A 13,444-nucleotide genomic window follows, 5' to 3' on the forward strand; every position below is an offset into this window, starting at 1 on the left:
TTCATATAACCAAATGTCATTTATTTTTTAAATTTTATTCCAATAACATCAGGGCCAAAGCAGTTATTACAACTACAAATACAAGACATTTAGAGAGAGAAACCCCATGAAAACTTCCATCAAGCTTATTTCCGGCGCAGCCATCCTGTTGGCAACCCTGTCTGGTCAGGCCATCGCCCAGGAGACCATCAAGGTCGGCATGTCCGGCAAGTACTTCCCGTTCACTTTCGTCAAGCAGGACAAGCTGCAGGGCTTTGAAGTGGATATGTGGAACCAGATCGGCGAGCGCACCGGCTACAAGGTCGAGTTCGTTACCGCCAGCTTCTCCGGCCTGTTCGGCATGCTGGAAACCGGCCGTGTCGATACCATCTCCAACCAGATCACCATCACCGACGAGCGCAAGGCCAAGTACGACTTCTCCCAGCCTTACGTCTATGACGGCGCCCAGATCGTGGTACGCAAGGGCAACAGCACCATCCACGGTATCAAGGATCTGGAAGGCAAGAAGGTGGCCGTGAACCTGGGTTCCAACTTTGAAGAGCTGCTGCGCAAGAACGACCCGAACAAGAAGATCGACATCCGCACCTATGACTCCGCCTTCGAGCAGGATGTCGCCCTGGGTCGCATCGATGCCTTCGTGATGGACCGCGTCTCCACCGCCCAGCTGATCAAGGAGTCCAAGCTGCCGCTGCAACAGGCAGGCGCACCGTTCGAGACTATCGAGAACGCCCTGCCCTTCCTGAAGACCCCGGAGAAACAGGCGCTGCTGAAGAAGGTCGACGAGGCCCTGACTGCCATGCGCAAGGATGGCTCCCTGCGTCAGATCTCCGAGAAATGGTTCGCTTCCGACATCACCGACAAATAAATGATGGAATTTGACCTCGAATACACGCTGGGGCTGTTTCCCATCCTGCTCAAATACCTGGGCACCACGATGGAAATGGCCCTGTGGGGATTCGTGCTGGCACTCGTACTCTCACTGGCCCTGGCGATAGTACGGGTGTTTCGCGTCCCTGCGATTCACTGGCTGGCGATGCTCTATATCTCGTTCTTTCGGGGTACACCGCTACTCGTTCAGCTGTTCCTGCTCTACTACGGACTGCCGCAGCTGTTCCCAATCTTCGTGGGGATGGATGCCTTTACTGCCGCCATCGTCGGTCTGACCCTGCACTTCGCCGCCTATATGGCCGAGTCGATCCGCGCAGCCATCCTCGGCATTCACAAAAGCCAGATGGAAGCGGCGCTCAGTATCGGCATGAGCCGTTATCAGGCGATGCAGCGGATCATCCTGCCGCAGGCGGCCCGTATCGCCACTCCGTCGCTGATGAACTACTTCATCGACATGATCAAAAGCACCTCGCTGGCCTTCACCCTGGGAGTGGCCGAGATCATGGGCAAAGCGCAGATGGAAGCCTCCTCCTCCTTCAAGTTCTTCGAGAGCTTTATGGCGGTGGCGCTGATCTACTGGGTGGTGGTGATCTTCTTTACCCGCTTGCAGCATCTGCTGGAAGTCCGTCTCAACCGTGCCTATTAAAGGAGGGCGTTCATGATCAAGCTAACCGGCCTCTCCAAGGCATATCACGGCAATCAGGTGCTCAACGGCATCGATCTGGAGGTCAAAAAGGGGGAAATTGTCGTCATCATCGGCCCCTCCGGCACCGGCAAGTCGACCCTGTTGCGCTGCCTGAACCTGCTGGAGATCCCGGATGCGGGCACCCTTGCCATCGACGATCTCGAGCTGAATCTGGCCAAGGCCAGCGAACAGCAGGCGATCGAGCTGCGCAAACGGGCCTCCTTCGTGTTCCAGAACTACGCCCTGTTTGCCAACAAGACGGCGCTCGACAACATCGCCGAAGGGCTGATCACCGTCTGGAAGCAGCCAAAAGCGGAGGCCCGTGCCACAGCGCTCGGCATCCTCAAGGACATTGGCCTCGCCGACAAGCAGGATGCCTATCCGGCCTCCCTCTCCGGCGGCCAGCAGCAGCGGGTCGGCATTGGTCGCGCCATGGCGGCACACTCCAAGGTGATCCTGTTTGACGAGCCCACCTCGGCCCTCGATCCCGAGTGGGTCGACGAGGTTTTGGGACTGATGAAAGAGTTGGCCCGCCAGCACCAGACCATGGTGGTGGTGACTCATGAGATTGAATTTGCTCGTGATGTTGCCGATCGGGTGATCTTCATGGAAGGGGGGCGGATCGTCGAGCAGGGCCCGCCGGATCAGATATTGGTCGATCCCAAGGATCCCCGTACCCGGGAGTTCTTGCGGAAAGTCCTTAAATAGCTCTCTCTTTGGCGGCCTGGCCGCCTTTTTTATTGAGGGATCCCTTGTTTAACCCCGGGTTGCCAGTATAATCCGGAGCCCTTGATCCTCTGGATCCTCACGCTCGGCAGCGGCCTTTTCAAGACCACGGCAGGATGAGAGGGAACGGCGGATTGACTAAAAGCCGAACTCTGTTTAGAATTCGGCCTCTTTTGCTAGTCGTCACACGCTATAGCTGGCGCGTCGGCTAAGTGTGACAATCAAAACTGTACAGAATACGGAATCGAATCATGAAACGTACTTTTCAACCGTCCAACCTGAAGCGCAAGCGCTCTCACGGTTTCCGCGCCCGCATGGCAACTGCCAACGGTCGTAAAGTTCTGGCCGCTCGTCGTGCCAAGGGTCGTGCCCGCCTGGTAGTCTAATGCCTACCCAGCACACCTTCTCTCGGGAGTTACGTCTGTTAACTCCCGAACACTTCAAACGCGTTTTCGCCGAGCCTGTCCGGGCCGCCTCTCCGCAGATTACCCTTCTCGCTTCTCCCAATTCGCTCGAACACCCTCGTCTTGGTCTCGCTGTGCCCAAAAAAGCACTCAAGCGTGCCGTTTGGCGTAATCGTGTCAAACGGGTGGTTCGGGAAAGTTTCCGCCTCAAACAACATCAGCTGCCCGCTATCGACATAGTGGTGATCGCCAAGGCCGGTGTGAAAGAGATGGATAACGAGGAACTGTTCAAGTTACTGGAAAAGCTATGGCGCACCCTGTCACGCCGTTGCAATGGGTAGCTATCAAACTGATACGCCTGTATCAGCTAATCATTAGCCCTCTGCTCGGGCCGCGCTGCCGTTTTACCCCAACTTGTTCCCAATTTGCGATAGAAGCCATCCGACTTCACGGTTTCATAAAAGGCGTTTGGTTAGCCAGCAAACGTCTATTAAAATGCCATCCCTTATCCGAGGGTGGTTATGACCCGGTTCCGCAACCAAAGCGAAGAAACTGAAAACTATGGAATCACAACGCAATCTACTCCTGATCGGTTTGCTGTTCGTGAGCTTTCTGCTCTGGCAACAGTGGGAGTCCGACAAGGCTCCGAAGCCGGCCCCGACTACCGTGGCCCAAACCGAACATTTCGTACCTGAAGCCGGTCAGACCGGTGATATTCCTCAGGTTTCCGAGCAAGCCAACGCGACTGCAGCACGCAAGCTGATCACCGTCTCCTCTGACGTGCTCAAGCTGACCCTGGACACCCAGGGTGGCGACATCGTGTCTGCCGAACTGCTGTCTCACAAACTGGAAGAGGGCAAGGACCAACCGTTCGTGCTGCTGACCAGCAAGCCTGAGCACCTCTATATCGCCCAGAGCGGTCTGGTGGGTCGCAACGGTCCGGACAGTCAGGCCGAAGGTCGTCCTACCTATGAAGCCGCCCAGACCAGCTATCAGCTGGCCGATGGTCAGGATCAAGTCGTCGTTCCGATGACCTGGACCGACAGCAAGGGCGTTGTCTTCACCAAGGAGTTCATCCTCAAGCGTGGCGACTATGCCGTTGGCGTTGATTACAAGATCGACAACAAATCTGCCGAGCCGGTTCAGGTGCAGTTCTATGGTCAGCTGAAGCAGACCGTAGCCACACCGAAGGATCAGGAAGGTCATGCCATGGTAGCCAGCGCTTACCGTGGTGGTGCCTTCTCCACTGAAGATACCCGCTACAAGAAGTACACCTTCGACGAGATGAAGGATGCCGACCTGAACAAGACCACCAAAGGTGGTTGGGTCGCCATGCTGCAACACTACTTCGTCTCTGCCTGGGCACCAAATGCCGACGATACCAACAGCTTCTACAGCCGTATGATCCCGGGCAAAGGCCAGGCCATCATCGGTTACAAGGCGCCGCTGGTTGACGTGGCTGCCGGCCAACAGGCTGAAGTGACCAGCAAGCTGTGGGTTGGTCCCAAGCTGCAAGACCAGATGGCCAAGGTGGCTAACCACCTCGACCTGACCGTCGACTACGGCTGGCTGTGGTTCATCGCCCAACCGCTGCACTGGCTGCTGACCGTGTTCCACGGTTTCGTCCAGAACTGGGGCCTGGCCATCATCATGCTGACCCTGCTGGTGCGCGGCATCATGTTCCCGCTGACCAAGGCCCAGTACACCTCCATGGCCAAAATGCGCATGCTGCAACCCAAGATTGCGGCCCTGCGTGAGCGCTTCGGCGATGACCGCCAGAAGATGTCTCAGGGCATGATGGAGCTGTACAAGAAGGAGAAGGTCAACCCGCTGGGTGGCTGCCTGCCGATCCTGGTTCAGATGCCGATCTTCATCGCCCTCTACTGGGCACTGATGGAGTCCGTTGAACTGCGTCACGCGCCGTTTGCCCTGTGGATCACTGACTTGTCAGTGAAGGACCCCTTCTTCGTGCTGCCAATCCTCATGGGTGCCTCCATGTGGTATCTGCAGAAGATGAGCCCTACCACCGTAACCGACCCGATGCAGCAGAAAGTGATGCAGTTCATGCCGATCATCTTCACTTTCATGTTCCTCTGGTTCCCGGCTGGCCTGACTCTCTACTGGCTGGTGAGCAACGTCATCTCCATCATCCAGCAGACCATCATCTATCGTCAGCTGGAGAAGAAAGGACTGCATTCACGCAGCTAATCTTCCCGTGATGACAAAAGAGGCGGCCTTCGGGCCGCCTTTTTTATTACAATGTCCCCACTACGTTTTCCTATCAGCGAACAAACGAGCCAAGCAAGATGACAACAGATACGATCGTGGCCCAGGCCACCGCGCCAGGCCGTGGTGGCGTCGGCATAGTCCGGGTCTCCGGCCCCGCCGCCGAACAGGTCGCCGGGATAGTGCTCGGCAAGCTCCCGCGGGTGCGCTACGCCGAATATCTGCCGTTCAAGGATGAGCAAGGCCAGGTACTGGATCAGGGCATCGCCCTGCTGTTCAAAGCCCCCAACAGCTTCACCGGCGAGGATGTGCTGGAGCTGCAGGGCCACGGCGGCCCCGTCATCATGGACATGCTGATCCGCCGCATTCTGAAAATCGATGGCATCCGCCCTGCCCGCCCCGGCGAGTTCAGCGAGCGCGCCTTCATCAACGACAAGCTGGATCTGGCCCAGGCCGAAGCCATCGCTGACCTTATTGAAGCCTCCAGCGAACAGGCCGCCCGCAGCGCAATGCACTCCCTGCAGGGGCAGTTCTCCAGCAAAATCCAGCAGCTTGTGGAGAGCCTGATCCGGCTGCGCATCTATGTGGAAGCGGCCATCGACTTCCCGGACGAGGAGATCGACTTCCTCTCCGACGGCAAGGTGGCGGGCGACCTTTACACCATCATGTCCGAGCTGGACGACGTGCGCGCGGAAGCCAAACAGGGCGCCCTGCTGCGGGAAGGGATGAAGGTGGTGATCGCCGGTCGTCCCAACGCTGGCAAATCGAGCCTGCTCAACGCCCTGGCGGGGCGCGAGTCGGCCATCGTCACCGAGATCGCTGGCACCACCCGCGATGTGCTGCGCGAGCACATCCATCTCGATGGCATGCCGCTACACATCATCGATACCGCCGGTCTGCGCGACACTCAGGACAAGGTGGAGCAGATCGGTATCGAACGAGCCTGGGCCGAGATCGAACAGGCCGATCGGGTGCTGTTTATGGTGGATGGCACCACCACAGATGCGGTCGACCCGCGGGAGATCTGGCCGGAATTTGTTGATCGGTTGCCAAAAAACATCGGCCTCACCGTCATTCGCAACAAGGCCGATCTGACAGGCGAGGATCTGGCACCGAGCCAGGAGCAGGGCCACGCCGTCTACCGTATCTCCGCCAAGACCGAGCTGGGGCTGCCTGCCCTGCGCGAGCACCTGAAAGCCTGCATGGGCTTCCAGGGCAACACCGAAGGGGGCTTTATGGCCCGCCGCCGCCATCTGGATGCGCTGGAGCGTGCTGCCGAGCGCCTGCTGGTGGCCAAGGAGCAGCTGGAAGTGTTCGTGGCCGGCGAGCTGGTGGCCGAAGAGTTGCGCCTGGCGCAGGAGTCCCTCTCCGAGATCACCGGCGAATTCAGCTCCGACGATCTGCTGGGCCGTATCTTCTCCAGCTTCTGCATCGGAAAATAATTCCGGTTCCTGAATGGTCCTAATTATTCCGCAAACAACCCATAAGCCCGCGTAATTGCGGGCTTTTTGTTCTTTTTCTGTCTTGTACGTTCCGCAGAAATCCACCAATATGTGTTCCCATATTTGTTCCCATGATCAAAAAATGTGTTCCCATGAATGGTCGGATGTGTTCCCAAGTGGTCTATTTTTGAGATGGAGATATCACTTTTCATGGGAACACATGGAGGATGGAATATCGCCGCATGCCTTATGGATAAAGGCCTGCAGAGATGTGTTCCCATGATGATTGGTGTTCCCATGGTAATGCAATTCCCATGGGAACACGGGGCTCAAATGGAGGTGAATGATGGCTCTATCGGATACGAAGCTACGAAATCTCAAACCGGGCGAAAAGCCATACACCAAAACCGACGAAGGTGGACTTCATCTTGACGTCATGCCGGGTGGGTCAATGGTGTGGCGACTGCGTTACCGAGTCGGTGGGCGTGGTAGCAAGCAAGAAAAAATCACATTGGGCAACTATCCTGCCTATTCCCTCTCCGAAGCCCGTAGCTGGCGCGATGACTGTAAAGCATTAGCCGGTCGTGGCCTCTCCCCAATGGCCTTGAAGCGAGGCGATCCTATCCCTGGTGACGCCACCCTCGGAGCCAGAGATCTGGCCCAGTTGTTTATCCGCGAGTGGTGCTTGAAGGCTGTCGAGAAAGCTAGAGAGAAAGAGGAAGCGCTCAGAGCGGGCGATACGGTGGAAGCGTTTGCTTGGCACTGGTATGCCAAAATTGCCGAACCCGCGAACAGTAACCCTCGCAACATCAAGCGCATTCTGGAAAAGGACGTGATCCCGGCGATTGGCAGCAAGCAAATCACCGATGTGACGGTCACTGACATCCTCTCCATTACTGACAAGATCAAAAATCGCGGTGCCGATCAAATGGCGCTGCAAACCCGTAACGTGTTGAAGCGGCTGTTTTCCTATGCCATCGGGCGGCAAAAGATCACCTTCAATCCTGCCACGGCTATCGAGGCGAAATATATCGCCAGAGCGAGAAGCCGGGACATGGCCCTGAGGCCAGATGAAATCGGAATCCTGTTGCGGACTATCTATCACTCCAACATGAAGCGCGCCCATAAGCTGGCCCTACACCTGCTCATCCTGTGCATGGTTCGTAAATCGGAACTGATCGAAGCCCGCTGGGAAGAGTTCAACCTTGAGGGGGCGATATGGGAAATTCCTGGCGAACGCATGAAGATGAGCAAAGCCCACCTCGTTCCTCTATCTCGGCAAGCTGTCGCTATGTTCGAGGAGTTGAAGGGGTTATCAAGCGGCTCTGAATGGGTATTTCCTAGTCGCAGCGATCTGCACAAGCCCATCTCTAAATCCACCCTAAATGTCGCAGTTCGAACACTGGACATCGAGGTAAGGGACTTTGTCATTCACGACTTCCGCAGAACGGCGTCAACTCAGCTGAATGAATCTGGTCACTTCAATTCCAAGTGGATCGAGAAAGCCTTAGCCCATGAGGTTGGAGGTGTGGCAGGCATCTATAACAAAGCCGAATATCTGGATCCACGACGGAAAATGCTGCAATGGTGGGCTGACTTCGTGGATAGCCAGATTGAGGATGGTCGCGGCAAGGTCATCATCGGCCCCTTTGGAAAATCGTACCAATCGACAACATAAACCATTATCTCAACTCGCCAGACGCTAACCCCTGTATACAGACCGGAACAGCCGAGGACACCATAACAGAGCGCTAAGATGGACTTTCCAGCATACACCCCGGCAGCGGTCCGGGTATTAATAACAACGTTGATTGAAGGAGATTCACGGGAACAACAAGGGTGGGCTTCATCCCTCGCTAATGCGGAAGAAATCTTATCAGGCATCGAACGATTGAATCGTTCCTACAGCGAGGCCGAGAAGACTACCTACCAAGTTTGAGAATACAAAGGGCCGAAGCCTTGGCACATAGGGACAGTGTCGCTGTCGAGGTGGCCTGCCTTTGCCGGTTAGGACAAGATCCGCGCATGGCAGAGCCATTCGCCCTGCTGACGCGTATTTTTAGCGACGATCAGCAGTGGGAAAACTTCATCCGAGCGGCATGGGCTGCGCACCAAGACTTTGCAAAATCACGTGACAAATCGAAGCGGGCTGCGGATCAGGCTGGCGTGGTAGTCAACTCAATAAAGACTGTGATTAACGCAATTGACCACTTTTCGGATATTGGCATCAGCGGCCCGGATGAGCTCTATTCAATCCCAGCTTTACTACGGCAAACCGACAACCACGCAGATCGGGGACGTAATCTGTATATGTGGCGTGGCCAGCGGGGCTACCTGCTCGGCGACCAGCCGGAGCGAGAGATACCCAAGGCAAAACCAACATTAGTCAGCGACGAGCCCTTCCCCACCCTTAACGTGCAATTTATGCCTGCTGACAAAAGTATTGTTATCGACCCGGCAGAAGAGCTTAGGAATAGCTTGCGCTATGCATGGGATACAGCCCCCACACTCACAGCAATGCTTGGTACGCTGGCAAACGTGATGGGTGATTTCAGACCGAGCCAGTCTGATGTGATCGAAGCAGCGACTAGTTCAAGGCAGCATAGCCAGAAATCAGAATACTTGAGGGCCTTTGGATACCTACTGGCTAAGCAGTACCACTTCACTTTGACAAAGCCACTCATGCAAGCAATGGCCATTGTGGCTAACGTGGTTATCAACTCACCCGATACTATCGTGACCTATGACGATGTAAACAAAGCGCTAAAGGGGAAATTTAGATAAAAAAGCAAGAAAACTCGAGCGAAAAATAATAGGCGAGTTTTCCCAGTTGGCGGAAAACTCATGCCCAGAAAACTTGCTGAGTTTCTTCGATCTAGGCAATCCCGATGCATATTGTACGAAACCATGTCCCGGGCCGTTCCGGGACGCTTCACCTTCAACTGGAGAAAGCGAAACATGGCCGTACAGATCAAACCCGCACTGACTATTCTTCGTCGCAAACAGGTTGAAGCCCGCACAGGGCTTTCTCGCTCGACTATCTACGCCAAACTGCGCCCCAACCTGAAGCGCCCCAGGGATTACGATCCTTCCTTCCCCAAGCCGGTTTCTGTTGGTGCGAAGGCCGTCGGCTGGGTTGAAGAGGAAGTGGAAGCCTGGCTCATCGCCCAAATCCAAAAGAGCCGCAAGGCATAGGAGGCTGATGATGACCAAAATCGGCAACTACCGCGAGGCGCTGCAATACGTTGATGCCCAGAGCGAAAAGGATCAGGACACCACTTCACCCAAAATCACCTTCAACCTGTCAGGCATGAGTGGGGTGGAGCTGTATAACTTGATCATTTCGGCAGCCATAGCTGCTGCGCCGAAATGGCACGCGGCTGGCGTGAAACTGAACACTTACCCCCTGCCGCTTGTGGAGATCGTGGCGGGTGTTACCAGCGCCCCCTTTCTCAACCTTCCCGCTGGTGATCCCGTCGAGAGTGAGCGTGGCAAATCCCATCGCAGCGCCGCCCGCCTGGTTGCTTGTAGTGTCAATATCGAGCTCCCCGATTTGGTCCAGATCAACCAGACCTTGGAGGATTATGATCGCAAAGAGGTCTACAAGCGCGGGTTCGCCTTGATGCGGGCGTGGTTCAAAAAGGGGGGCGGCAATGAAGTGGTTTAAACACGACACTGACGCCAATCAAGACGCCAAGCTCCAAAATGTACTGCTGGACTATGGCCTTGAGGGCTATGGTCTCTATTGGTACTGCCTTGAGTTGATCGCGGGCAAGGTCGAGTTCGGTAGCCTGACATTCCAGCTTGAACACGACGTCAGGATTGTCGCTCGTAATACCGGCAGCACACCGGCCAGGGTGGAGGAAATTCTCCGTTACTTCATCAAGCTGGGTTTGCTTGAAGAACGTGAGGGGGCAATTACTTGCATGAAATTAGCCCGTCGCTTGGACCAATCCATGACCAGCAACCCGGCTATGAGAACAGTAATCGGGGAACTTCGCGCAAAGGGGCATGATGGGATCATGACCTCATCATGTTTGAGTCATGATGGAGTCATGCAATATAAGAAGAAAAAAGAAGAGAATACGTCTAGTGATTTGCCTCCTGCTAAGCAGGAGGGTGCCCTCTTCAGTAATGACAAAGCTAAGGTAAACCCCAAGGGCACTCGCCTTCCCGAAGGCTTCGCCGTTCCCGATGATTGGATCCATTGGGCGGTGCATGAGGCCAAACACCTGGCGAAAAGCGACATTGCCCGCGAAGCCCTGACGTTTGCTGACTTTTGGATCGCCAAGCCAGGAAAGGAGGCCTTTAAGCTCGACTGGCAAGCTACCTGGAGGAACTGGATCCGCCGGGCCGACAAAGAACCGGGTCGCAGCCCCCAGCACCGCCATCAAGCTGCAGATACCCCGATCAAGATGTTCGAGGGGTACAACTAATGACGCACACCAACGACAATAAGCTGAGCAGCTTTGACGCCGAGCAATACTTTATTGGAAGCGTGATTAGCCGCAACCAGCCGGAAATCTTCGACGCCCACGGTATGCGCCGCAACCACTTCGAGAGTAACGTTCACCGCATCATCTTTGATGCCTGCCAAGCCGTTTGCCGTGATGGCTATACACTTGATCTTGGCACCTTGACGGAGGCCCTTAAAGAACGGGGAGACCTTGATCGCGTCGGTGGATCTGCCTACTTGATCGAGCTGATCAAGGTGGGAGTAAGCACGGCAAACGCACACCTTTACGCAGAATCAATCAAGACCAAGGCTGCCCGCCGCAAGGTGCATAATCTGCTGCTGACAGCCACCGCAAAGGCTGCCCAAGGCGATCTGGATGTATCCGCATTGGTTTCCGACCTGGTTGCCGTCGATGATGACGGCAACGAGTACGAAAGCAACGGGCCCCAGCTGTCCGAGCTTGCCCAAGAAGCCGAGGACCGCGCCGCTCGTGGTGAACTGATGGGAATGCCGTTCGGGATCCCGTCTCTGGATGCCGTCACTTGCTGTCCCGCTGGCTACCTGACCGTGATTGTCGCCCGCCCTGGTGTGGGGAAAACAGCACTGCTGCTGAGCATGACCGCCGCCAACCTTAATAACGGACGCAGGATTGGACTTATCTCTGCTGAAATGCCGGGGGCAGACGTTGGTACTCGCCTTGCAGCGCTGACTAGCGGCGTGACCGTGGCATTGGTCAAGGCTGGTAAACTGAACGACATGGATGCGGCCAAGCACAGCGCCAAAGGGCATGGGTGGATGACCAAGATTGGGGATCGCCTGCAAGTACTCCATGCGCCGCGTATTTCGATCAGTGACATTGAAGCGATTGCCCGCAAGTGGAAGCGTCAAAACGGGATCGAGGCCCTTTACGTGGATTATCTCCAAGACATTGACCATCCTGACAGTCTGGGTGATGACCGCAAGCGAGTAGCCACTGTCTCCGGTCGCCTGCGTCAGCTTGCCAAGGAGCTTGGCTTGCCGATCGTGAGCCTCGCCCAGGCAACGAGGGCCGTTGATGAGCGCGAAAACAAGATCCCGAAAAAGGGAGACATTGCAGATTCGAGCCAAGCGGAGAAAGATGCCGCTGTTATCCTGGGCATTCACCGCGAGCCGGATGACACAGAGGTAAGAGCCGTATTCGACAAAGTGAGAGATGGTCGAACGGGCGGTGTGCCACTGATGTTCGAGGGGCGCAATATGCGTTTCTACTAACTGACCAAGACCCGCCCACCAGCGGGTTTTGTCTTTTATTCCTCATTTATCGAGGCATGTTCACCTTCTGGCTCACGCTTGATGCGTCAGACGATTTATCCATACAAAGAAACAAAATAAGCACCACACTCTAAATTTAGATACGAACACGCAATATAAAATCTATATAGAACCAGATTTTCGATTTAGCCCCATTCATAACATAAATGACTTATGCGACCAGTAACGCGCGCGGGCGCGCGAATGCCATTATTTAATCACATCGTCAATGCGGTGTTTGCTCGCTAGCAACCATGCGCCAATGGGCGCGTAGAGTAGAGCAGGTGATAATCATCGGCCACCAGCCCAATTCTGATCCATCCACTGGCCCCTAGTTGACTGCTGTGACAAGATAAGCTCCTGTTTTGTCTGGATCTGGTCGCCCGATGAAAGAAACCTTGCCCAGCTATGAAGCCATGATGCCGGTGGTGCTCAAAGTGTTGGCCGATGGAGTTACCCGCCCTTTACGAGACGTATTCGAGCTGATTTGCCAACACTATGCCTTCACCCCTGAGCAACTGGCAGATACCCTGCCAAGCGGTCGGCAAACCACGCTGCGCAGCCGCGTCGGCTGGGCCAAGACTTATCTGGTTAAAGCCGGGCTGATTGAGCAACCAAAACGGGGGATTTGCCTTATCACCGAACGGGGCAAAGCTGCACTGCAATCGGGCCATACGATCGATAATCACTATCTGGCACAGTTCAACGAGTTCATTGCCTTTACCAAAGCATCCAATGAACCCGCAGGGAATACACAGCAAGACTTGGCGACACTCACCGATATCCCGGCCAGCACCCCACAAGAACTGATTGAGCAGGCGCTAACTTCCCTCAACCTCTCCCTGGCAGATGAGCTGCTGGCTGAGGTGCTGGCCCTGTCCCCCCGCTTCTTTGAGCAACTGGTGGTCGATCTGATGGTGGCCATGGGCTATGGCGGCAGTGGGCAGGAGGCGGGGCAAACTACTCGCTCCAGCAGTGATGGCGGTATCGACGGCATCATCAAGGAAGATAAGCTGGGGCTCGACTCCATCTATTTGCAAGCCAAGCGCTACACAGATAAGACCGTCGGCCGTCCCGAGATACAAGCCTTTGCCGGTGCCCTCGATCTACACAGGGCGCGCAAAGGGGTCTTTATCACTACCTCCGGCTTTAGCCGTGAGGCTCAGGAATATGTGGGATTGATTGAGAAGCGCATAGTGCTGATCGACGGCTCTCGTCTCACCGCCCTGATGATTGAACACAACGTGGGTGTTTCCACCCGTCAGGTCTTCGCCATCAAGGCGCTGGACTCCGATTACTTTTCAGAAGATTAAACAACGCATTTTTT

15 protein-coding genes are annotated in these 13,444 nt (G+C 55.4%); all 15 read left to right on the forward strand.

Going from position 1 to position 13,444, the window contains the following annotated elements:
* Positions 1–106: 106 nt before the first annotated feature.
* The 15 genes from G5367_RS16735 to G5367_RS16805 all read left to right on the forward strand — a co-directional run bounded on the left by G5367_RS16735 (position 107) and on the right by G5367_RS16805 (position 13,430).
* A complete protein-coding gene (locus G5367_RS16735; RefSeq protein WP_421244754.1) occupies positions 107–865 on the forward strand; it encodes an amino acid ABC transporter substrate-binding protein in 759 nt (252 codons plus the stop codon).
* Positions 866–1,534, forward strand: coding sequence for an amino acid ABC transporter permease (locus G5367_RS16740; protein ID WP_019445518.1), 669 nt, complete (start codon positions 866–868; stop codon positions 1,532–1,534).
* Between the two features lie 12 nt (positions 1,535–1,546).
* The gene (locus G5367_RS16745) at positions 1,547–2,281 is read left to right on the forward strand and encodes an amino acid ABC transporter ATP-binding protein (protein WP_421244753.1); all 735 of its coding nucleotides are present in this window, start codon (positions 1,547–1,549) and stop codon (positions 2,279–2,281) included.
* Positions 2,282–2,550: 269 nt separating this feature from the next.
* On the forward strand, positions 2,551–2,685 hold the full coding sequence (rpmH, locus tag G5367_RS16750) for a 50S ribosomal protein L34 (RefSeq protein WP_005307156.1): 135 nt from the start codon (positions 2,551–2,553) through the stop codon (positions 2,683–2,685).
* Entirely contained in the window at positions 2,685–3,044 is a 360-nt protein-coding gene (gene rnpA / locus G5367_RS16755) for a ribonuclease P protein component (RefSeq protein ID WP_005342318.1), read from the forward strand. Before rpmH ends, rnpA begins: the two co-directional genes overlap by 1 nt.
* Positions 3,011–3,259, forward strand: a complete 249-nt coding sequence (gene yidD, locus G5367_RS16760; protein WP_075116235.1) for a membrane protein insertion efficiency factor YidD — start codon at positions 3,011–3,013, stop codon at positions 3,257–3,259. The genes rnpA and yidD overlap by 34 nt, the downstream gene beginning before the upstream one ends.
* A 5-nt stretch (positions 3,260–3,264) precedes the next feature.
* A complete protein-coding gene (gene yidC, locus G5367_RS16765) occupies positions 3,265–4,911 on the forward strand; it encodes a membrane protein insertase YidC (RefSeq protein WP_421244752.1) in 1,647 nt (548 codons plus the stop codon).
* A 98-nt stretch (positions 4,912–5,009) separates the two neighbouring features.
* The gene (mnmE, locus tag G5367_RS16770) at positions 5,010–6,371 is read left to right on the forward strand and encodes a tRNA uridine-5-carboxymethylaminomethyl(34) synthesis GTPase MnmE (protein WP_421244751.1); all 1,362 of its coding nucleotides are present in this window, start codon (positions 5,010–5,012) and stop codon (positions 6,369–6,371) included.
* Between the two features lie 343 nt (positions 6,372–6,714).
* Positions 6,715–8,049, forward strand: coding sequence for a tyrosine-type recombinase/integrase (locus G5367_RS16775; protein WP_421294714.1), 1,335 nt, complete (start codon positions 6,715–6,717; stop codon positions 8,047–8,049).
* 347 nt (positions 8,050–8,396) lie between these two features.
* Positions 8,397–9,155 (forward strand): hypothetical protein, encoded by a 759-nt coding sequence (locus tag G5367_RS16780; protein ID WP_421294716.1) that lies wholly within the window; start codon positions 8,397–8,399, stop codon positions 9,153–9,155.
* A gap of 174 nt (positions 9,156–9,329) precedes the next feature.
* On the forward strand, positions 9,330–9,566 hold the full coding sequence (locus G5367_RS16785) for a helix-turn-helix transcriptional regulator (protein WP_136502234.1): 237 nt from the start codon (positions 9,330–9,332) through the stop codon (positions 9,564–9,566).
* 7 nt (positions 9,567–9,573) lie between these two features.
* The gene (locus G5367_RS16790) at positions 9,574–10,038 is read left to right on the forward strand and encodes a hypothetical protein (RefSeq protein WP_268009963.1); all 465 of its coding nucleotides are present in this window, start codon (positions 9,574–9,576) and stop codon (positions 10,036–10,038) included.
* Positions 10,025–10,807: a Lin1244/Lin1753 domain-containing protein gene (locus G5367_RS16795; RefSeq protein ID WP_268009962.1), complete on the forward strand. Its 783-nt coding sequence runs from the start codon at positions 10,025–10,027 to the stop codon at positions 10,805–10,807. Before G5367_RS16790 ends, G5367_RS16795 begins: the two co-directional genes overlap by 14 nt.
* Positions 10,807–12,078, forward strand: a complete 1,272-nt coding sequence (locus tag G5367_RS16800; RefSeq protein WP_268009961.1) for a replicative DNA helicase — start codon at positions 10,807–10,809, stop codon at positions 12,076–12,078. Before G5367_RS16795 ends, G5367_RS16800 begins: the two co-directional genes overlap by 1 nt.
* Before the next feature lie 425 nt (positions 12,079–12,503).
* On the forward strand, positions 12,504–13,430 hold the full coding sequence (locus tag G5367_RS16805) for a restriction endonuclease (RefSeq protein ID WP_268009960.1): 927 nt from the start codon (positions 12,504–12,506) through the stop codon (positions 13,428–13,430).
* Positions 13,431–13,444 lie beyond the last annotated feature (14 nt).

The sequence above is a fragment of the Aeromonas sp. 604282 genome (assembly GCF_049170575.1).
Classification (GTDB): Bacteria; Pseudomonadota; Gammaproteobacteria; order Enterobacterales; family Aeromonadaceae; genus Aeromonas; species Aeromonas veronii_A.